Consider the following 22,592-nt stretch of genomic DNA (forward strand, 5'->3'; position numbering starts at 1 on the left):
CGTTTTGCAACAGCTTGATAGTTATCTCCGCAGGTCTTACTTGGTCTGCATTATCTTTATCGTTCCAGATCTTTTCACCGTTCACTTCTGTAAGCTGGGTATTGGTTACATCGTAGCCTTCTACCTTAGAGCTATATCCTGCTACCGCTTCTTCCTTAACAGTATATTCGTATTCTGCTCCATTTGCATCGTACTTAGGCAGGTCTGTAAAGCTGTACTTCCACTGCTCTGTTGCATTTACAGTCTTCTGATCGTATTCTGCTCCGTTTTGCAACAGCTTGATAGTTATCTCCGCAGGTCTTACTTGGTCTGCATTATCTTTATCGTTCCAGATCTTTTCACCGTTCACTTCTGTAAGCTGGGTATTGGTTACATCGTAGCCTTCTACCTTTGAACTGTATCCTGGTATTGCTTCCTCTTTCACAGTATATTCATACTCATTTCCATCAGTATCATACTGCGCCAGATCTGTGAAGCTGTACTTCCAGTTATCATTTACAGTTATTGTCTTGCTGTCTATCTTTATAGCTTCTTCATTTGAACCTTTGATCTTCTGATAAAGCTCAACTGTTATCTCTGTAGGTCTCTTTCCGTCTGCATTGTTTCCATCATTCCATGTTTTCTGTCCGCTGACATCAAGATTTCCTATATATGTATTTGTTATATTGTAGCCTTCTACGCTTTCCACATAACCATCCGGTACCACTTCTTCCTTAACAGTGTACTTATACTCTGCTCCGTCTGCATCATACTTAGGCAGGTCTGTGAAGCTATACTTCCACTGATCTGCTGCACTTACAGTCTTCTGATCGTATTCTGCTCCGTTTTGCAACAGTTTTACTGTTATTGACTCAGGTCTTGCTGAAGGTTCCTTATCATCACCTTTCCAGATCTTTTCACCGCTTATCTCTGTAAGAAGAGTATTTGTTACATTATAGCCGTCCACACTGAAACTGTATCCTGGTACCGCTTCTTCCTTGACAGTATATTCATACTCATTTCCATCAGTATCATACTGCGGCAGGTCTGTGAAGCTGTACTTCCAGCCGTTATCTGCTGTTACAGTAGCTGTATCATACTCTGTGCCTTCGCCTTCTGTACCTTTTACTTTCTGATACAGCTTGATAGTTATCTCTGCAGGTCTCTTTCCGTCTGCATTGTTTCCATCATTCCATGTTTTCTGTCCGCTGACATCAAGATTTCCGGTATATGTATTTGTTATATTGTAGCCTTCTACGCTTTCCACATAACCATCCGGTACTGTTTCTTCCTTAACAGTGTACTTATACTCTGCTCCGTCTGCATCATACTTAGGCAGGTCTGTGAAGCTGTACTTCCACTGCTCTGTTTTGCTTACAGTCTTCTGATCGTATTCTGCTCCGTTTTGCAACAGTTTTACTGTTATTGACTCAGGTCTTGCTGAAGGTTCCTTATCATCACCTTTCCAGATCTTTTCACCGCTTATCTCTGTAAGAAGAGTATTTGTTACATTAAAGCCGTCCACACTGAAACTGTATCCTGGTACTGCTTCTTCCTTAACGGTGTACTCGTACTCTGCTCCGTTATCATCGTACTTTGGCAGATCTGTGAAGCTGTACTTCCAGTCAGTTGACTTATCTACAGTCTTACTATCGAACTGTTTTCCATTTTGCAGCAGATTTACTGTTATCGTTTCAGGTCTCTTTCCGTCTGCATCATCATTGTCATTCCAGATCTTTTCACCGTTCACTTCTGTAAGCTGAGTATTGGTTACATCATAACCTTCTACCTTAGAGCTATATCCAGCCACCGGTTCTTCTTTAACTGTGTACTCATACTTTGCTCCATCGGCATCATACTTTGGCAGGTCTGTAAAGCTGTACTTCCAACCATTATCTGCTGTTACGGTTAGGCTGTCATACTCTGTTGCTTCGCCTTCTGCATCCTTCACCTTCTGATACAGCTTAACTGTTATCTCAGTAGGTCGTACTTTATCTGCATTGTCTTTATCGTTCCAGAGCTTTTCACCATTTACTTCTGTAAGTTGAGTATTAGTTACATCATAACCTTCTACCTTAGAGCTGTATCCAGCCACCGGTTCTTCTTTAACTGTGTACTCATATTCTGCTCCATTAGTGTCGTACTTAGGCAGATCTGTAAAGCTGTACTTCCAGTTATCATGTACAGTTATTGTTTTACTAGCTATTTCAGCAGCTTCTTCATCTGAGCCTTTTATTTTCTGATACAGCTTAACTGTTATCTCTGAAGGTCTTGTTTGATCCGCATTATTTCCGTCATTCCATGTTTTCTGTCCGCTGATTTCTAATATACCTGTGTATGTATTGGTTATATTGTAGCCATCAACGCTTTCTACATAGCCTTCCGGCACCTTATCTTCTTTAACTGTATAGGTGTATTCTGCTCCATCGGCATCGTACTTAGGCAGGTCTGTGAAGCTATACTTCCACTGATCTGCTGCACTTACAGTTTTCTGATCGTATTCCTCTCCATTTTGCAGTAGCTTGACTGTTATTGACTCAGGTCTGGCAGATAACTCCTTATCATCACCTTTCCATGTCTTTACTCCACTTATCTCTGTAAGAAGTGTATTAGTTATATCATAGCCTTCTAACTCAGAACTGTATCCAGCCACTGGTTCTTCTTTAACTGTATACTCATACTCTGCTCCATCAGCATCATACTGAGGCAGATCTGTAAAGCTATATTTCCAACCATTTTCTGCTGTTACGGTCAGACTATCATACTCTGTTGCTTCGCCTTCTGCATTCTTCACCTTCTGATACAGCTTGACTGTTATCTCTGTAGGTCTCTTGCTATCCGCATTGTTTCCGTCGACCCATGTTTTCTGTCCGCTGATTTCTAATATACCTGTGTATGTATTGGTTATATTATAGCCATCAACGCTTTCTACATAGCCTTCCGGTACCTTATCTTCTTTAACTGTATAGGTGTATTCTGCTCCATCGGCATCGTACTTAGGCAGGTCTGTGAAGCTATACTTCCACTGATCTGCTGCACTTACAGTTTTCTGATCGTATTCCTCTCCATTTTGCAGTAGCTTGACTGTTATTGACTCAGGTCTGGCAGATAACTCCTTATCATCACCTTTCCATGTCTTTACTCCACTTATCTCTGTAAGCTGAGTATTAGTTACATCATAACCTTCTACCTTAGAGCTATATCCAGCCACCGGTTCTTCTTTAACTGTGTACTCATACTCTGCTCCATTAGTGTCGTACTTAGGCAGGTCTTTGAAGCTGTACTTCCAACCATTATCTGCTGTTACGGTTAGGCTGTCATACTCTGTTGCTTCGCCTTCTGCATCCTTCACCTTCTGATACAGCTTAACTGTTATCTCAGTAGGTCGTACTTTATCTGCATTGTCTTTATCGTTCCAGAGCTTTTCACCATTTACTTCTGTAAGCTGAGTATTAGTTACATCATAACCTTCTACCTTAGAGCTATATCCAGCCACCGGTTCTTCTTTAACTGTGTACTCATACTTTGCTCCATCAGCATCGTACTTAGGCAGATCTGTAAAGCTGTACTTCCACTGATCTGCTGCACTTACAGTCTTCTGATCAATCTCATCTCCGTTTTGCAGTAACTTAACTGTTATCTCCGCAGGTCTTACTTGGTCTGCATTATCTTTATCGTTCCAGAGCTTTTCACCATTTACTTCTGTAAGCTGAGTATTAGTTACATCATAACCTTCTACTTTAGAGCTGTATCCAGCCACCGGTTCTTCTTTAACTGTGTACTCATACTCTGATCCATCGGCATCGTACTTAGGCAAGTCTGTGAAGCTGTACTTCCAGTTATCATGTACAGTTATTGTCTTGCTGTCTATCTTTATAGCTTCTTCATTTGAACCTTTGATCTTCTGATAAAGCTCAACTGTTATCTCTGTAGGTCTCTTTCCGTCTGCGTTGTTTCCATCGACCCACGTTTTCTGTCCGCTGACATCAAGGTTTCCTACATATGTATTGGTTATATTGTAGCCTTCTACGCTTTCCACATAACCATCCGGTACTGCTTCTTCCTTAACAGTGTACTTATACTCTGCTCCTTTTGCATCATACTTTGGCAGATCTGTGAAACTATATTTCCATTCAGTAGATTCATCTGCTATTTTCTGATCTATTACTTCTCCGTTTTGTAACAGATTTACTGTAATGTACTCCGGTCGCTCAGAAAGATTGTTTTCATCTTCCTTCCATATTTTCTCACCTTCTACAGATACCACTCGAGTATTAATGATATCAATATCATACATACCACTTGAAGGATCTAAATCTGCACCCGGATATTCAACTATATATCCATCAGGAATATTTTTTTCTTTTACGGTATATTTATATGCATCTCCGTTTTCATCATATTTAGGCAGATCTGTAAACGTATATCCCCATTTGCCTGATAGATCAGCTCTAACTGTTAATGTTTTATACGGAGTTTCACCGTCATTTTGATAAAGGTTTACGGTGATTTCCATCGGTCTTGCCAAGTCGGCATTACTTCCATCATTCCAAGTCTTTTCTCCGCTGAGATCCATCATAAGATTATTTTTAAGATCAGTGCCTGTGATTTGAGCCTCATAATTATCGACCGGCTGTTCCTTTATCTCGTAAACATATTCTTTTCCATCCGGACTATATTTAGGTAAATCACTGAACGTATAATTCCAAACGCCTCCGTCTCCTTCTTGTACTTCAAGTTCTTTATACTTGATTCCTTCTCCACTTTCGCCCTTTATCTTCTGATAAAGCTCAACTGTTACAGAGTCAGGTCTTGTAAGACCGGCATTGTTATTATCGTTCCAAGTCTTTTCTCCGCTAATCGAAGTGGTTTCTGTGTTAACTACTTCTATAACTGTTTTACCTGAATCGGCAAATTGAACCGTATTGTTTTGATCAGGATCCAATACGCTGCCGTCTACCTTAACAGTTGCGATATAATTTCCCGATTCCTCAGAAATAATATAGTTTTCCCCGTGAATCGCTCCTTCTACTTCTTTGAGCTTACCGTATTCATTAGGTCCGAAAGTATAAGTTTTGGTTGTCTTTTGAGGACCGTTTCCGTCATCGAAAGTTCCCTCTACAAATACTCTGTATGTTTCGGTTCCTGATGCTCCGTTTAAACTCTTTGTTATATACAGCGCATCCTCTTTGACAGAGGTGTTTTCGATAAGTACAGAAGCATCGCCTTCACCCATAGTTACTGAGTTATCATTTGCTGTGCTTCCATTTACTGTCACATAATATTCCGCAGTGTATTCTTGGCTTATTTCTTCCTTTATAGTATAGGTCTCGCCGTAAATTACATTTGGCACGGTTACATATTCATTGTTTTTAAGAGAATATGTTTTTTCTGTAGTGCCATCTGAGAATTTACCGCTTACTGTAACATTGAAGCTCTTATCAAACAATCCCCCAAGGATTCCGTTATCGGCATCATCAGTCACCTGTTTTGTTATCGTCAGTTCTCCCGGCTTCTTCTCGGTTTCATTCGTAACAACTCCATTTGTTCCTATTGTGACGGCAGGAACACTTTCAGTCGCTCTCACTTTATATACTGTACCATCAGCAATATATCCTTTTGGTGCTTTTGTTTCTTTGATCCAGTAATCTGTCTCCAATGCAAGCTTATCGAATGACGCTTTGCCGTCACTTCCCGTAATCAGCTTAGCAGGACTTCCGTCTATTTCATAAGGGGTCTTACACTCCTTATCGGTATAAATCGTAAATTCTGCTCCTGCTAATACATCTCCCGATGTATTTTGCTTTGTAACACTGACAGTTCCTGCCGGAAGTTCAACTCCGACTTTAGCAGGCTCAGCATATATAGGTTTTTGTGATTTTTCCGTATTTTGATACCTATATCCGAAAGATGCCCATGCAATTTCACCAGGTTCAGCCTCATCTGTTACATAAGCGTCAAATACTATCTCTAGCTTACTATCTCCAGGTAAAGGCTCTTTTAATTTTATCCTTACCGCCTTGGCATCAGCCGGATCTGCTGTCCAGTCCGCATGAGTCTCTCCAGCCCATTCATCTGCAGTATACCCATCTGACTTATCCTTTGAAGTATAAGTTATCTCATATTTATCGGAACTAAGCTCCTCTCCATTTATTAGAACCTTAACCGTGCCGTCTTCAACAAGTTTTACACCGAATTCACTTCCCCTTTTTGCCACACTGTTTACAGTTCCTGTGTCGCCTTTTTCAGGAAGTTTATCTATTATAACAAGATTGTCATAATCCGAAGTTCCTGAATTATAAAGAGTTGAGGTGTATGTAACTTCTTCCCTCTTTTTAGGGACTTCTACCTTGTGATCTCCGGTAACACTGTTTGCACTCTGATCCTTATACTCTATCTTCTTGTATGACTGGCTCATTTCATTTGCGCCAGGGAATACACTTGCAACAGTTTTGATATATTCGATATTACCGCTTTCATCACGGACAGGTTCTCCCCATCCTGAGATACCGTCATCAAATGTTCTGCCGTTTAAGGATACTTTTGCCTCATTTTCAAAATTCATGTATGCAAGAGGAGCTTCACTGTCATACCTTGTAAAATATGTAAGCGTCAAGGTACCCGGAGTTTCCTCCTTTGATGCAAAGAGTTCATTTGTTCGTGCACTGTCTCTCTTGCTCGGATTGATGGTTATAGTCTGTCCCGGAGCTCCTAATATATCCGATACATTTCCTGTGACCTCTGCAGCTCTCTCCCTCTTGTCACTGCCATAAGTGATAAACATATTAGTACCGCTAGATGCTGTTATTATTTCATACGGTGACGGAATAGTATCCTCAACCTTGACAGCATCAAACAGATAAAGTCCCTTCATATATGTAGGTATATTTATTGTTATCTCCCACTCTACAATATCACCAAACTGAAGCTGATTCATATCAGTACTTTTAACATCGCTCAGTTGATTATTCTTATATTGTGTTATAAACTCGTCATCGCTTAAATTGCCTGGACTATATCTTGCCGCCGCCTTTTTTTGTATACCTCCTGTTACCTGCTCATTCTCGATCGCAACCGAGGACTGGAATGTATCACCACTTATCTGTACGCAGTCACCGTCATTCATTCCATGACCTGTAGAATCTACACTGCCACGATATGCACTATTTAAATTAAATGTCTCTATTCCCGTATCATTCCTAACTTTAAAATAATCTTTATCTATATTAAGCGTTGCAGTATTGACAAAATCATCGTCATCCAACGGTGTACCAGCAAACAAGTAACTTTCCATACTATTTTGTCGAGCGTCATAATATTTATGCATATTCAATAACTCTTCGTCCATAATGACACCATAGTAAAACGCTATGCGCTCACCTGGCTGTAATACAACAGGATCTCCATTCTGCTCTGTTATCTTGAATGTTACTTTATTTGATGCTTCATCCCATTGAGGTGTTATTTTTACATAATGATCCTTTACCTTATTAGAATTTCCATATGGATCAGTGGAAACAACCTCAGCATAAGTTATATCACCATCATCGGTCTTGCTATATTTTTGATAATCTCCAGTGTACCATGAATAATTTTTATACATATCTATAGTTTTATCGCCCACGACCTCAACAGATTTCTCATTCTTATCCCTATAAGTACTATAAATCATGCCAGGATTTTCATAATATGAATAACCACCATAGAATGTATATGCTTCAACGGCGTATGCGCCACCTAAAAATTTTGTTCCCTCAGGGAGCTGATCCGTTAATTCTTCCACCGTAAACGGTTCCGGGCTTGCCGCATCATTATATATGATGATTGAATACTCCTCAGCCGGATACCAATAGTCTATCATATTAAAGTCATCATAACCTATTGTTCTTGAACCCATATTATACCCAAATGAGCTGAATGAAGAACCATAAAGGCTTTTAGCATGTTTAAGCCTAAAATCTGCGCCTGTAGAATAGAAATTGCTTGCACCATGATCTTTTTCACCGCTTATATTAAATTCTCTTTCCGATCTCAGACCTTTCATGAAATAAAGCTGTGGCTGACCTATTGTATAATAAAAGTCTGTTTCAGTTTCATATGTTTCTTCATCCACGCTGACTGCCACTTCATTATGAATCATATTAATGTTGATTTTACCATCATAGTTTTTATCAATGCCCATATTGTGATCTGCCATGGAATCACTAAATCCGCTTCCCACTGTAACAGTATAGCTTATTATTATACTTTCGTTCTCTTTAAGTGTACCTCCTTTGAATTTTATATCTATCCTCTTTGCCATAGGAGATTCGATATCGCTCTTAGTAATATCGAATTTTGTAGTCGCAAGTTCGATATCGCTGTTTTGCACCTCTTGTCCATCAGCATCAAGATGCTGTTCTATAGTCACGGCAACATCCGATTTTTCTGCTAAACCTCCAGTTGCAAGTATGTCTCTTAATACGACATCTGTCATATTGAGTTCTTTTCCATGTCTGTTTTTATACTGGATAGTAAACTTTACCTTATCTCCTACTGCAAGTTGATTATCACCGCCCGGATTGGTAACAGGCTTTTCCCCTTTGTATGCAGTTTTGACCAGCATATCTTTAGGCATCAGATTGACTTTATCATTGTCTGTTGCCACTCTGTCGTTATATATGTAACTTACATAATTCCTGCCGACAACCGCTTTAGAGATATCTTCTTTTACAGTAAATGTCATTTGAGGATCTTTGCTCACTTTAAGACTTTTGACATCACCAAATACCCAGTCGATGCCTATCAGATCTTTCTTTTGTTCCGCTGTGAGCGTTAATGTTTCTCCCGATGCCTTTACTGAAATGTCCGAGGTTTTATCTCCGCTGTATCTCAGTCTGAGAGTATAACTATTCTTATCTGCTATGGTGAAGTTTCCGGTATATACAGATTTGACATCTGCGCTTCCGCTTAACGCTTCAAAATTATCCGATAACGTGAGTCCGCTGACAGGATACCCAACATCCGAAGGTTTAAGTTCAAAGCTGAAATCTTTACCGGAAACGATCGTATCCGCGGTCATAGCTTCCTTCTCCACGAACAGCTCCACCGGCACTGTGCTGTGCTTTACCTGGTGCTGCTGATTTATTTTACCGTCTGCGGATTTCACTGTTAGTGTGTTATATACGGTTGCTCTCCTTTCCGAAAAAGCTCTGTCAAAAGTTACACCTTCAGGGAATGTCAAAGTCACTTCTACTGTTTTTGTAGTCTGCGCCGGTATAGAAACATTTTCCCATACGAGGGCATCAACCGAATGATTCGTATTGCCGCCAAAAGTACCGCTTACAGTAACATTTTTGCCTATCTCCCATGCAAATCCCGAATCTCTGTTAAAATCAGGAAGTGCATCTGTTATCAGCATATTAGCTTTTGCCGCATATCCTGTATTTTTTACAGTAAGCTTATATTTAATAACATCGCCCGGATGTATATCGGAGTAAAGTTTATCTAACGGAGCCTTGCCATTAACACTGGATATATATTTATCAGATATAATATTAGGTTTTGCCGATACTCCGCTTCCAGGTCCTAGCTTATATATCTGAGCTACATTGGTAACATTGGCAGTGTCCAATATTCCATCATGAAGTTCTACTACTGCCTTATAATCGAGAGTCGCTTTCTCACCGGCTTTCATATCGCCAATAGACCATGTACTGGTGTACTGAGCAGATGTACCTGTCCCCTCTTTAATTGCAGGAGCTGATATTGTATCACCGTCTGCACCTGTTGCCTGAGAAGTCCATTTACCTGTTATAGTGCCTTCTGTTTTATTGCTTGCCCAGCCATAAGCATCAAGAGGTATGAGGCCTCCGCTCATAGTATCTACTATTTTCTCACCGTCACTTGCCCATAGAGCACCACCGCTGTTGGTCACTGTAACACGATAAGATACTTCATACCATCCTTCTCCTAAATCTGTTCTTTCTTTTTGTCCGGTTATTTCCTTAATCAAACTGAGGCTATACGGATTAGCCTTATATTTTATGCTCGTAGACGAACTCTTTTTTGTATTTTTCAGTGTTGCCGTATTAGCTATATTAGTACCGTTATTTACCTGACCCTTTGCTACCAGTTTAGCATCAAAAGAATACGATTTGCTTTGATTTGCCGGTACTGTAACAGGAATAGTTATTGTTCTTGTTTCTTTATCATAGCTGGCCCCTTTAGGAAGAGAGCTTTCAACAAGATCCAGATGAACCGGCAGCGTATCCACTATGGTATCGCTTCCTTCGAGCATACCATTATTAGTCACCTTTATAGTATATCTTATTACACTTCCCTCTGTAACAGACTGATTTACTTTATTGCTGGTCTTTGTAACAGAAAGCTGAGCCCGCGGAACAGTATACTTGTTTTCTGTTTCATTGGAAGTTTTGGTAGTATCTTCTGAAGTTGCAGTTGCTTTATTGTTTATCACACCGTCTGAAGTAAGTCCTTCATCGACTTTTACCTTAAAAGTCCTCTGTGCCTTTTGTCCTGCAGGTATGGTCACTTTTTCCCATATTATCTCGTTTCCTGTCTTTTTACCTCCGTCACTGGCAGAGCCGTCAACGTAAGTAGTCTTACTCGGTATACTATCCTTTATATCTACAGTCAAATCTTGCGGATTATTATTCTGTACGGTTATCGTATACAGTATTTCTCCTCCCGGTATAAGCGTTGACTGTACCGAGGAGCCTGTCTTTGATATTGTAAATGCTTTACCAAGTTCAGGTATCATAACAGGAACTTCATCGCTGCTGTTGTGTTCTTCCGCCGGAAGACAAGGTTTAGCGTTGAAATCAACTTTATTTATTATCTTGTTTTTTGTATCGAATTTGTCTAAATCTATATTGATTGCTGCTGCTTTAGCAGTAAATTTGAAGCTCAGATCCGGTGTTTCCTTTGGATCTTTACTATCAAGAGGCCTTTCCGCCAAAGTATCGTTTACGACCTTATATGTAAATGTAAGTGTATTATCACTTGTGCGTTCAATACTTTCCACTGCATTCGAAAATGACGCAGCTGTAACTCCGTCTATTGTAACGCTTTTTTTATCACTTGACAAAACGACCTCTCCGCTGACAAATGTCAACCCTTCCGGAAGAGTCATTGTGTCTGTCATTGTATATTCTTTTGTGAATATACCGGCTTTATCTCTCTGGTTCTGTTTAGATTTTGCCGAAATTGTATATTCTATATCTTTAGATAGCTTTCCATTCGTTGCTATCGGGATCTCATCTACATTAACTGTCTTTTGTACAGGTTCCCATTCAAAATCTGCCACAAAATTTATAGTGCCGCCCTCTTTTATGATATTACCAGGCATATCATCCGGCTTTGTTACTTCAATATCGTCCTCTGTCACTGTAACTTCAGTAGGAGGCGTTACACCGTTTGGATAAAAAAATGTAAACGGCTGCGTGAAAGTATCTCCCGGTTTTGCGGATCCTGTTATGTATCTGTTTCCTTCTTCATCAGTTTCAAGTTTATATTCTCTGCCATAAACAACATACATTCCGTTTTCATCAAAATCAGTAAGTCTTACATCTTTATCTCTGATTTTAACTTTGAATGTTACGGCTTGTGTCTGATCGTTAGCATGTGAGACACTCACACTTAATACAAACGAACCGCTTCTACCGGTTTCAATATCGATCCTATTCTCATCAGTACTTCCAAGATTTTGCGGACTGAATGATATATCTACTGCATGATTGACAGTTCCATCATCAGCTGCGTATGCCGACTGCATAAGTATAGGATTTATCCCTGAAAAAGTTACACAAATTGCCATAAAAAAAGCAAATGTTTTTTTCAATATTTTGCCCATAGTCATTTCCCTTTCCAATCAGTACACCAAATTTGAATATTTGTTTAATACAACTATTTCAAATCTAACCACTATATTCTCTAACTTCTCTGAAAAAATTCATATTATTTGGTGACCTTTACTTAATCTAACTTAAATATAAAACTCTTTTTTATTGATTTTACACCTAATCCCACTACAGAACATGGCTCCATTTACTTTTACATGCATATTCAATTGTACTATAACAACTATTTCTGCTAATCTCCTTTCTTGACAATTACTTTTACTATTCTTTAAACTCATTTTTTTCTATTGGTTTGTATATTACCATTTTTATTAAATATTTTCAATATTTTTAGAATATTTAGCTTCTTATGATAATTTTAAAACTTTTCAGCACAAAAAAAACCAACCTCGAATCGAAGTTGGATATACGATTTTATCTCTTATTATTTAAATATGTTTTACATTATTTGATGTTAAAATGCTTTTTAAGTGCATAGAAGCTCTCATCGCTCAGTCCATGTTCAAGGCGGCAAGCATCCTCATATGCGGTCTGATCCTTTACGCCGATTGACATTAATATCTTTGCGATTGTTTCATGCTTTTCGTATATATTTTTTGCTATCTTCATACCCTTATCTGTTAAGGTTATATGATTTTTACCGTCAACATCAACATATCCGTTTTCTTTAAACTGCTTTATTGCTGCAGAAACCGTCGGCCTTGAATATCCAAAATAATTGCATATGTCCGCAGCCCTTACAAACTCCAGCTTTTCTCCTAGCACCAAGATTGCTTCCAGATAGTTTTCAGCGGATTCTTTTATCTGCATAATTAACTTCTCCCATCTTAAAATCTGATATTACAAGTATATACTTTTTTTGAAAATTTGACACTAATTATTTTAACAAATAAAGCCGGCATCTTGAAAATACCGGCTTAAACTTAGATTGTACTATTTTACTCTTTATCCAATATGAGAAGTTCTGCTTTCCACTGACTTTTCGTGAGCACCACAGCAGCAATCGCTCTCATGCTTATGATTACCGCCAGAGCAGCAACCTCCCGCAGAGCAACCAATGCACTTTACACCTCGTTTTTTTGCTCTAATCATATATGTTATCGCAGCTGCAAGACACGCTACTATTATCAATACAGCAATTACATTTACAATCATGCCTGTTCTACTCCTTTATTGTGAAGAGCATATTCACTGTTAACCTTTGCTTTTGATCTCTTAACTATTATAGTCAGTATAGCCGCAAATGCAAGTACAGCTATGAGTCCCGGTACAAATCCGTTTCCGAGGGAACCTGTAGTGATAAGAGTTCCTATCTGATATACCAAGAATGCAACTGTGTAGCCTGTGCCAAGCTGCAGACCTATACCTGCCCAGAGCCATTTTTTGCTCTGCATTTCAGAATTCATGGCACCTATCGCTGCAAAGCAAGGAGGTGTATACAGATTGAACATCAGGTAAGCAAGAGCCGCTACAGATGTAAGTCCAAAGATTGCTGCCACATCTCCTGCACCGCCTACCAGTGCCAGTTCATCGGTGTCAATGAAGTTTGTAACACCATATACCACTGCCAGTGTACCTACTACATTTTCTTTAGCGATAAAGCCTGTAATCGCTCCTGCTGCCAGCTGCCATACTCCAAATCCCAGAGGTATCAGCAGAACTGCAAATGGTGAAGCGATGCTTGCCAGGATGGATGTATCTTCCATTCCTTCTTCCACAACCTGGAACTGCCAGTTAAATGTCTGCATAATCTGCACTACTGCGTTGCAAACCAGGATTATAGTGGCTGCCTTAATTATGTACGCCTTAGCTCTGTTAAGCATTGAGAAAGTAGCTCTCTTAAGGCTAGGCAGCTTGTATTCAGGCATTTCCATAATGAAGAAGGATTTTCTGTATTTATGTCCTGTAATCTGCTTTACGAGAAGTGCTCCTAAAAGTATCAGGAAAATACCTACAAAATACATCAGAGGGCCTACCCATGATGCGTCTGCAAAGAAAGCTCCTGCAAACAATGCAATTACCGGAAGCTTTGCGCCGCAAGGCATAAATGGAGTGAGCATCGCTGTTGCTCTTCTTTCCCTTTCATCCCTGATGGTTCTGCTGGCCATGATACCAGGAATAGCACATCCTGTACCTATAACAAAAGGAATAACGGATTTTCCCGAAAGTCCTACTCTCTTAAAGATAGGGTCCATTACTATACTTACACGGGCCATATATCCGCAGTCTTCCAGCATAGCGATGAGGAAGTACATTACCATTACCAGAGGCAAGAAGCCGATTACGGCTCCTACACCGCCGACTATACCGTCAGCCAAAAGCGCCGACACTATTGCAGGACTACTTTCCAGAAGGCCTGCCACCCATCCCTGGAACTGTTCGATGTATGCCACAAGCCAATCTGCAATCAGTGGTCCCAGCCATGCCTGTGACACCCAGAATACTCCCCACATTACAAGGGCAAATATCAGTATTCCTGCCACCTTGTTTGTAAGTATTGCATCGATTTTATCAAACTTATTCTTTTCTTTAGTAAGAACCTTTCTGGTTTCTGTCGCTTTTACGATATCATTTACAAAAGCAAAACGCTTTCTGTCCTCTGCTTCCACAGCGTGCTTATCATTAAGATCTATTTCCGCTTGGAGATAAGGAGCCTTCTGTCCTGCGCCATTGAGCTTAGTTGCCGCTTCAATGACATCCTTTAATCCCTTTTTGTCCGAAGAAGTTGATACCGTGTTTATTACCGGACAGCCTAACTTTTCAGAAAGGTTTTTAACGTTGATATTTGTCCCCTGCTTTTCATTGAGATCGCTCTTATTTAAAGCAACTACCACAGGGATGCCCAGTTCCAGAAGCTGTGTCGTAAAGAACAAACTTCTGCTTAGGTTTGTCGCATCAACGATGTTTATAATAACATCTGGATTTTCATCTCTGACATATTTACTGGTGATGCTTTCCTCCGGAGTAAACGGAGACATCGAATAAGCGCCCGGAAGATCCACTAATATCAACTCTTCCGAACTGTTTGCATATTCTTTTTTTACGGGACTTTCTATGCTCCCGATGGTAACACCGGCCCAGTTACCAACTCGTTCATTTCTTCCTGTCAGGGCATTGTACATTGTAGTTTTGCCGCTGTTAGGATTGCCGGCCAAAGCAATTCTCATGTTGTTTTCTCCTCTCTTTTAAATGTTTAATTGCCATGCGGTTAGAAAACGCTAACCTATATTTCTGAAAAAACGGCGATTATCTCGCCGTTAACTTTTTAAACGACCTTAAAATCAATATATCAAATTATATCAATATTGATCCAGCGATACCCTTATCTATATTGTATCTTCCGTCTTTAATTGAAACCACGCATCCTCCCTTTAAGTGAGAGATAACAGTAATCGGTTCCCCGCTGTAACAACCCAGCGAAAACAGGAAGGATTTAAGTTCCTCATCATCTGTTACTATATCTTGTATTATATAAGTTTCGCCTATATTAGCCTCTGTAAGTTGCATTGTTTATCCACTCCTTTTATTGTTAGTCGTGCCTAATTCATTTTTCATTTTACTACAAAAACCATTTTTGTCAACACTTGTTTTCCCATGTTTTACAACAATTTTTTTGTATGTTGACAAATATGTAAGGTGATGCTAACATAATTTCGTATTAGATAATACTAATCAATCCAATCCTTTTGTTTGTTACGAAAAAAAGCAACCATCTTAACGATAGTTGCTTTTTTCATTTGATGGTACTCCTACCCGGAGTCGAACCGAGATTGTCGAGATGAGAACCCGATGTCCTAACCATTAGACTATAGGAGCATATCTATTATGTCCGTAGTCTATTTTAAAACAAATCCCGGTAATTGTAAATACCTTTATACCCTATCTGAGGGACTCCACAATGTCTTTATAAGCTGCTGTAAGAACCGATGCGTCAAGTCCGCAAGCAACAGCATCAAAGCCCTGCTCTAATCTCACTGCAGCTGTTTCTCTATCTCCGCAGAAGATATAGGATTCTTTTCCGTATTTTTTACATGTGTTAAGAATCTTTTCAATGGCATCAAGCAGCACCGGCGAATCAAACTGCAGAGGTACTCCCAGGGAAATTGACAGGTCGCAAGGTCCTATGAATATTCCATCCACGCCTTCAATGGATGCGATTTCCTCTATGTTTTCAAATGCTTCCTTTGTTTCGCACTGAGGTATAACCTTAAGTCTCCTGTTGCACTCTTCCATGTAATTGTTGTTATCGGCAGCCCATTGGTCAGCTCCCCATCCACTTATTCTTGTAGGGCAAAAGCCTCTGTCGCCTATAGGTGCAAATTTTGCATAGGAAACTATTTCCTTTACCTGCTCTGGAGTCTTGATATTTGGAATTATAAGACCTCTTGCCCCTATGTCAGCCATTCTCAAAACATACGGCCTTCTGAAATCCCCGATTCTTACATATGGCAAAATTCCAACATTTTCAGCGCTTCTTATATAATCGACTACGCTATCTTCTGTAAAATAACCATGTTCCGTATCGATGATTACATAGTCCATTCCTGTTCTTCCAAGACATTCGATTACTGCGCTACTCGCAGTTTCAAAAAATGTTCCTATCAATTTTTTATCTGCCATTTTGTATTCTCCCCTTTCAGTAATAATAATATTCATTGGCTGATCCCATTTATCTGTAGGGATTTTAGATAAAAGCTGCTTTTCTCTGCATAAAATTATCCTATCAAATTTTGTATTCTCCAAATATCTGTCGTAAAAACCTCCGCCGTATCCCAGTCTTTTTCCGTCTTTGCTGCAGGCAAGGCAGGGAATTACCGCCATATCAATTTCACTAGGATTCACTAAAGGGCCTTCTTCCTTCGGCTCCATAATTCCAAAGGCACCGGACTGCAATTCTTCAAGACTTTTTATTTCATAAGCCCTCATTAGACCTTTCCCTTCACACCTGGGAACGGCAACCCTTTTGCCGTTTTTAAGCAGTTTACTTATTAGTTCTTGGGTATCTATTTCCTCTGGTGTGCTGACATAGCAAAAAACCGTTTCTGCCTTTTTAAGCTCTGACAGTTTTAAAACCTCTTCGCATATTTTTTTGTCGGAAATTTTAATATATTCTTCCGATAGGTTCTTTCGCTTTTCCAGCATTTTTGCCCTTAAAATTCTTTTTTCTTCTTTTATATTCATGCTTTTATATTTCTTTTTCTACTGCGTCATATATTTTTTCCGAGAGCGCTGTGACTTTTTCTAAAATATTTCTACCGCCTTTTTCAAAGGCCTGTGCCCTATCTTTATCAGTGAGATAAGGAAGGTTTATTTTTACATTAAGCCATGCGCTTTTACATGCAGCAAGAAAACATGCAGCAGCCACTCCTAAATCACTTACAGCCATCTTATTGCTTTTGCCCACGAGCTTTTCTGTTATTTCAAGCCCCTCTAATGAAAGCTCCATTACCTTGTATGGTGCTTCTGTTGCCGCAAGGGATCTTTCGCCCAGTACCTGCTGTTTAATTTTCTTTTCTTCCTCTGTCTCTTTAGGAAGAGCATAGGCTTCCGAAAGCTTTAAAAATACCTCTCTGTCCTCATCTGCTGCTACAGCCAGTTCTTCATACAATTCAAGTGCTCTTTCCCTTGATTTTTCAATGAGTTCCATGTATTCTTCATATTTTTTCTTGCCTAAGGTGAGTTCAATTACCATAAGTGTAAGGGATATACCCTGAGCAGCAGTAAGTCCGCTTACTCCTCCGCCTCCCGGAGCAGGTGCATCTGTCTTTAAAATATCCAAATACTCTTTTATGCTCATATCAGCAATCTTTCCCATATGCCTAACCGTTCCTTTCAATCTCCGTCACATGCAGTTTTCCGCCGCATCTGCATTGGTAGTTTTCTATATTTTTTATAAGTTTTGTTTTTCTCTGTCTTTTAAATTCTGCACCGCAGGAATCACATTTTATAAGGTATCTATACCTTTTATCCAATTCCATTTTAAGCGTCTTGTTCTCTGCTGTATATCCTCTTTTTATATTGTATCCGTAAAGGCTGTTCATCACATGGGCATATTCTTTCCATTTGTTTCCATGATTCATACATCCTTTACATGTATGCAGCACTTCATGGGCAATAACCTCTGCAATTTCTTCATGGTCACAGACAAGTAAAGCACTTCCTATCTCGATAGTGAAGTGCTTTTTTCTTCCATTTTTCTTCATCCTACAGGCTCCCAAACGCGTTTTTGCACGCTCATTTATCACAATATTTTTATCAATATTGTCGCTTACGGGTATTCCTGCTTTTCTTGCCTGGGCAATGACTTTTTTAAGGATGATATCAGCTTCCGTCGCAATCACCGGTGTGTCACCATCGATATGTTTCACATGAAACTCCTTCTTCAGTCCTTGCTATTTCAATGTTTTCAAGAGTTCGATTATTCTTTCCAGCTCTTCTGTACCGTGGCATTCTATCTCAATGGAACTCTTTTTTCCGGCTTCATTTATATTTACCTTTGTACCTACAATTTCCATAAGCTCTCTTTCAATAAGCTTAACATCCGGAGACTTTCCTCTTCTAGCCGCAGGTCTTCCCCTTTTTGATTTCTTTTGTTCCTTTGAAAGATTTTCTATATCTCTTACAGAAAGGCCTTCTTTTACTATGCGTCTTGCAGCTTCTATCTGCTTTTCTTCATCTCCCATATTGATAAGAGCTCTAGCATGACCCGCTGAAAGCTTCCTTTCAGACATCATATCCTTTATCTCATCAGGAAGTTTTAAAAGTCTCAGGGAATTTGAAATATACGGTCTGCTTTTACCTACGCTTTTGGAAACCTCTTCCTGAGTAAGCCCAAAGCTTTTTATCATTCTATCCAAACCTTGAGCTTCTTCAATAGGATTTAAATCCTCTCTTTGCATGTTTTCTATTATTGCAAAGAGCATATTCTGCTCATCGGTAAGTTCCCTTACTATACAAGGGACTTCATTAAGTCCCGCTTTTCTGGCAGCTCTCCATCTTCTTTCTCCGGCTACAATTTCATATCCGTCGCCCATGTTCCTTACCACTATAGGCTGGATAACTCCGTGCTCCTTTATGGAATTTGCCAGTTCTTCTATTTTTTCAGGATCAAATACCTTTCTCGGCTGATTTTCATTTGGTCTTATGCTGTTTATATCCAGTCTGTTCAGGCCGTCTATTTCAACATCCTTTTCAGTATCTTCAAGGGATATATCAGTATTTATAATCAGCGAATCAAGGCCTCTGCCTAATCCTTTTTTCTTTACTGCCATGGTTTATTTTTCTCCTTCAGATTTAAGAAATTCCTCTGCAAACTCCCTGTATGCTTCAGCTCCTGTAGATCTAGGATCATATTCCACTATAGGAAGTCCGTAGCTTGGCGCTTCTGCAAGGCGTACATTTCTTGGTATAACCGTTGTGTATACCTTTCTTCCGAAATATTTCTTCACTTCTTCCACCACCTGAATAGAAAGGTTTGTTCTTCCGTCGAACATACTCAGGATAACTCCTTCTATTTCCAGCTTGCTGTTAAGATTCTTCTTTACGATTTCAATGGTGTTCATCAGTTGTGCCACTCCCTCCAGAGCATAAAATTCACACTGGATAGGAATTAAAACCGAATCAACGGCAGTAAGGGAGTTAACCGTGAGAAGACCCAATGATGGTGGGCAGTCGATAAATATATAATCGTACTTTTTCTTCACCTTATCCATGGCTTTTTTAAGCCTTTTCTCTCTTCCCTTCACATTTACCAATTCCACTTCAGCCCCTGAAAGACTTACGCTTGCAGGAATCAGGTCCAATCCTTCTGTACCTGTTTTTATAATTGCTTTCGGTGTGTTGAAATCCTTTTCTATAAGAAGATCATATGTGGAATATTCCATATTTCTCTTGTCAATGCCAAGTCCGCTGGTAGTATTGCCCTGAGGGTCAATATCCAGAAGAAGAACCTTCTTGCCCTTATTGGCCAGACATGCGGCAAGGTTGATATTTGTAGTAGTTTTACCTACTCCACCTTTCTGGTTGAATATAGCAATAGCTTTACCCATTTTTGCCTCCGATCTTGCTTATTTTTTACATTTCTATTTGATTATACACTAATATATATTTTTTTTAAAGGAAAAAAGAAAAATGGATGTTTCACGTGAAACATCCATCATTTATACGCTTTATTTTAGTGGTTTTTTTAAAGGATCCCCTGCCTTTCTTGGGTATTTTTCAGGGGTCTTGGCAGTTTTTAGAATTGTGATGAGAGTGTGTTCGGATTCTTTTTGTCCCTCTGGAACGGTTATAGATTCTAACTTACCTCCCAGTATATTTATGGCATTTTCCGCTTCCTTTGCCTCATCATAGGCTCCAGGTCCCTTATATGCTACAAAATGTCCTCCAATCTTTACAAATGGTATGCAAAGCTCCGCAAGGGATGTGAGATTTGCCACCGCCCTTGAAACACATAAATCAAAGGCTTCCCTCATGTCTTTTTTCTTTGCCGCATCCTCTGCTCTCCCATGGAAAGTAGTGACATTATTTATGCCAAGCTCATGGGTTAGGCTATCAATTATATTTAATCTCTTTTTAAGGGAATCAAGAAGTACAAATTCTTTTTCCGGATATAGAATTGCCAAAGGTACTCCGGGAAAACCCCCTCCGGTTCCCACATCTATTATTTTATCAGCCTTTTTAAAGGATTCGCTATTCCATAACAGAAGGGAATCAATATAGTGTTTTTCTATAAACTCATCTTCCTCTGTTAGATTTGTGAGATTTACCTTTTCGTTCCAAGAAATGATTCCATGCATATAGCCCATGAGTTTTTCCATGATCTCATCGCTGTATCTCCCAGTCATTTCAAGAAATTTAACCAATTCAGTTTTCATTGTTTCCAGATCTCCTGTTTCTTTCAAGATATATAAGAAGAACATTTATATCCGCCGGTGATACTCCTGAAATTCTCGAAGCCTGTCCCACAGATACAGGCTTAATTGCATCAAGCTTTTGTCGAGCCTCTATACGCAGTCCTTCTATCTCTCCGTACACAATATCCTGAGGGAGCTTTTTATTTTCCAGTTTTTTGAACTTCTCTATCTGGCTTAATTGCTTGTCAATGTATCCGGCATACTTAATCTGCACCTGGAGCTGAGTTGCTGCATGTCCGGTAAGTCGATCCGGATAATTATCTATTGCCTCCAGATTTTCATAAGTAATCTCAGGTCTTTTAAGAAGCTCTGCCAAGGTTGTTTTATTTTTTAGAGGTGTGCTTCCCAGACTTATTAAAAACTCTTCTGCTTCCGTTGGTAATACCTCGGTATTTTCAAGGCGCTCAATCTCTTTTTCAACAGCTTCCTTTTTTTGTAAATATTTGTTATATCTTTCCTGACTAACTAATCCCAGCTGATATCCTTTCTCCGTAAGCCTTGTATCTGCATTGTCCTGTCTTAAAACAAGTCTATATTCGGCTCTGCTGGTCATAATTCTATAAGGTTCATTAGTACCTTTAACCACTAAATCGTCGATTAGAACCCCAATATAAGCCTCGCTTCTGTCTAGGATGAACGGATTTTTTTGATCTATTTTAAGAACTGCGTTAATTCCAGCCATAAGACCCTGTGCTGCCGCCTCTTCATATCCTGAGCTTCCGTTAAACTGTCCTGCACAAAACAGATTTTCAATGGCCCTTGATTCAAGATTCATCTTTAATGTCAAGGGATCTATCGAATCATACTCTATGGCATATGCCGGCCTTGTGATTCTGACATTTTCAAGTCCCGGTATGGTTTTATAAAATTCCAGCTGTACATCCTCCGGTAGAGAAGTACTCATGCCCTGAACATACATTTCATCTGTATCCAGACCTTCCGGTTCTATAAATGTCTGGTGCTTTTTTCTATCAGCAAACCTGTTGACCTTATCTTCGATTGACGGGCAGTATCTTGGACCTATTCCCTCTATTTCACCGCCGAAAAGCGCCGATCTGGAAAAATTCCTTCTTATTATATCGTGGGTATTTTCATTAGTATATGTGAGCCAACATGATATCTGTTCTTTTTCCAAGCTGTCGTTCATAAATGAGAAAGGAACGATATGTTCATCACCCTTTTCCTCTTTCATCTTTGAATAGTCCAGAGATTGTGCAAGAACCCTTGCAGGTGTTCCCGTTTTAAATCTTCTCATAGAAAGACCGTGTTTTTTTAAGTTATCTGCCAAAATAACAGACGGAGCAAGGCCGTTTGGTCCGCTCATAAAGGATGATTCACCTATAAAAATCTTTCCCCTTAAAAAAGTTCCCGTGGCTAAAATCACAGCTTTTGCTCTGTAAATGGCATTTGTCATGGTTATAACTCCGGTGACTTTGCCGTTTTCTACTATTATATCTGTGACTTCTGCCTGTTTCACATCAAGATTTTCAGTGCTTTCCAGAGTTTTTTTCATCTCTGTATGATAAAGCTGTTTATCTGCCTGACACCTTAAAGAATGTACCGCCGGTCCCTTTCTTGTATTGAGCATCTTGCTCTGTATAAAAGCTTTATCTGTATTTATACCCATTTCTCCACCAAGGGCATCTATCTCTCTGACGAGATGTCCCTTACCCGTTCCTCCTATGGAAGGATTACAAGGCATCATGGCAATGGATTCAAGATTTATGGCAAATATAAGAGTTTTTTTTCCCATTCTTGCCGCAGCAAGAGCGGCCTCACATCCTGCGTGACCTGCGCCCACAACTATAACATCATAATTTCCAAGTTCATATCCCAT

The 22,592-nt window shown here is 39.5% G+C and carries 12 protein-coding genes and 1 tRNA gene; all 13 read right to left on the minus strand.

Translation table 11 applies throughout. From position 1 onward, the window contains the following. Window positions 1–11,833: Cna B-type domain-containing protein (locus INF20_RS04485; protein ID WP_226385184.1), on the minus strand; the 11,833-nt coding region annotated here is incomplete at its 3' end. 451 nt (window positions 11,834–12,284) lie between these two features. Then, window positions 12,285–12,650 carry a metal-dependent transcriptional regulator gene (locus INF20_RS04490; RefSeq protein WP_226385185.1) on the minus strand — a complete coding sequence of 122 codons (366 nt, stop codon included), beginning with the start codon at window positions 12,648–12,650 and terminating at the stop codon, window positions 12,285–12,287. A 135-nt stretch (window positions 12,651–12,785) separates the two neighbouring features. After that, window positions 12,786–12,995 carry a FeoB-associated Cys-rich membrane protein gene (locus tag INF20_RS04495; RefSeq protein WP_226385186.1) on the minus strand — a complete coding sequence of 70 codons (210 nt, stop codon included), beginning with the start codon at window positions 12,993–12,995 and terminating at the stop codon, window positions 12,786–12,788. Then, the gene (gene feoB, locus INF20_RS04500; protein ID WP_226385187.1) at window positions 12,992–15,007 is read right to left on the minus strand and encodes a ferrous iron transport protein B; all 2,016 of its coding nucleotides are present in this window, start codon (window positions 15,005–15,007) and stop codon (window positions 12,992–12,994) included. Before feoB ends, INF20_RS04495 begins: the two co-directional genes overlap by 4 nt. 127 nt (window positions 15,008–15,134) lie before the next feature. Further along, entirely contained in the window at window positions 15,135–15,347 is a 213-nt protein-coding gene (locus tag INF20_RS04505; protein WP_226385188.1) for a FeoA family protein, read from the minus strand. A 234-nt stretch (window positions 15,348–15,581) separates the two neighbouring features. Further along, window positions 15,582–15,656, minus strand: a tRNA-Glu gene (locus tag INF20_RS04510). Window positions 15,657–15,719: 63 nt separating this feature from the next. Next, the gene (locus INF20_RS04515) at window positions 15,720–17,021 is read right to left on the minus strand and encodes a 5-formyltetrahydrofolate cyclo-ligase (RefSeq protein WP_226385189.1); all 1,302 of its coding nucleotides are present in this window, start codon (window positions 17,019–17,021) and stop codon (window positions 15,720–15,722) included. Between the two features lie 4 nt (window positions 17,022–17,025). After that, window positions 17,026–17,655: a cyclodeaminase/cyclohydrolase family protein gene (locus INF20_RS04520; protein WP_226385190.1), complete on the minus strand. Its 630-nt coding sequence runs from the start codon at window positions 17,653–17,655 to the stop codon at window positions 17,026–17,028. Between the two features lie 4 nt (window positions 17,656–17,659). Further along, the gene (locus tag INF20_RS04525; protein WP_226385191.1) at window positions 17,660–18,208 is read right to left on the minus strand and encodes a SprT-like domain-containing protein; all 549 of its coding nucleotides are present in this window, start codon (window positions 18,206–18,208) and stop codon (window positions 17,660–17,662) included. A 24-nt stretch (window positions 18,209–18,232) separates the two neighbouring features. Further along, on the minus strand, window positions 18,233–19,111 hold the full coding sequence (locus INF20_RS04530) for a ParB/RepB/Spo0J family partition protein (RefSeq protein WP_226385192.1): 879 nt from the start codon (window positions 19,109–19,111) through the stop codon (window positions 18,233–18,235). 3 nt (window positions 19,112–19,114) lie between these two features. Beyond that, complete coding sequence (locus INF20_RS04535; RefSeq protein WP_226385193.1) at window positions 19,115–19,888, minus strand: ParA family protein; 774 nt, start codon at window positions 19,886–19,888, stop codon at window positions 19,115–19,117. 120 nt (window positions 19,889–20,008) lie between these two features. Beyond that, the gene (gene rsmG, locus INF20_RS04540; RefSeq protein ID WP_226385194.1) at window positions 20,009–20,716 is read right to left on the minus strand and encodes a 16S rRNA (guanine(527)-N(7))-methyltransferase RsmG; all 708 of its coding nucleotides are present in this window, start codon (window positions 20,714–20,716) and stop codon (window positions 20,009–20,011) included. After that, on the minus strand, window positions 20,706–22,592 hold the full coding sequence (mnmG, locus tag INF20_RS04545; protein WP_226385195.1) for a tRNA uridine-5-carboxymethylaminomethyl(34) synthesis enzyme MnmG: 1,887 nt from the start codon (window positions 22,590–22,592) through the stop codon (window positions 20,706–20,708). Before mnmG ends, rsmG begins: the two co-directional genes overlap by 11 nt.

Source organism: Gallibacter intestinalis (genome assembly GCF_014982745.1).
GTDB lineage: Bacteria > Bacillota > Clostridia > Peptostreptococcales > Anaerovoracaceae > Gallibacter > Gallibacter intestinalis.

Bases quoted from the DNA above. Each gene is read 5' to 3' on its own strand.
- INF20_RS04490 (WP_226385185.1), bottom strand. From the start codon at position 12,650: ATGCAGATAAAAGAATCCGCTGAAAACTATCTGGAAGCAATCTTGGTG.
- INF20_RS04495 (WP_226385186.1), bottom strand. From the start codon at position 12,995: ATGATTGTAAATGTAATTGCTGTATTGATAATAGTAGCGTGTCTTGCA.
- feoB (WP_226385187.1), bottom strand. From the start codon at position 15,007: ATGAGAATTGCTTTGGCCGGCAATCCTAACAGCGGCAAAACTACAATG.
- INF20_RS04505 (WP_226385188.1), bottom strand. From the start codon at position 15,347: ATGCAACTTACAGAGGCTAATATAGGCGAAACTTATATAATACAAGAT.
- INF20_RS04515 (WP_226385189.1), bottom strand. From the start codon at position 17,021: ATGAATATAAAAGAAGAAAAAAGAATTTTAAGGGCAAAAATGCTGGAA.
- INF20_RS04520 (WP_226385190.1), bottom strand. From the start codon at position 17,655: ATGGGAAAGATTGCTGATATGAGCATAAAAGAGTATTTGGATATTTTA.
- INF20_RS04530 (WP_226385192.1), bottom strand. From the start codon at position 19,111: ATGGCAGTAAAGAAAAAAGGATTAGGCAGAGGCCTTGATTCGCTGATT.
- INF20_RS04535 (WP_226385193.1), bottom strand. From the start codon at position 19,888: ATGGGTAAAGCTATTGCTATATTCAACCAGAAAGGTGGAGTAGGTAAA.
- rsmG (WP_226385194.1), bottom strand. From the start codon at position 20,716: ATGAAAACTGAATTGGTTAAATTTCTTGAAATGACTGGGAGATACAGC.
- mnmG (WP_226385195.1), bottom strand. From the start codon at position 22,592: ATGGGATATGAACTTGGAAATTATGATGTTATAGTTGTGGGCGCAGGT.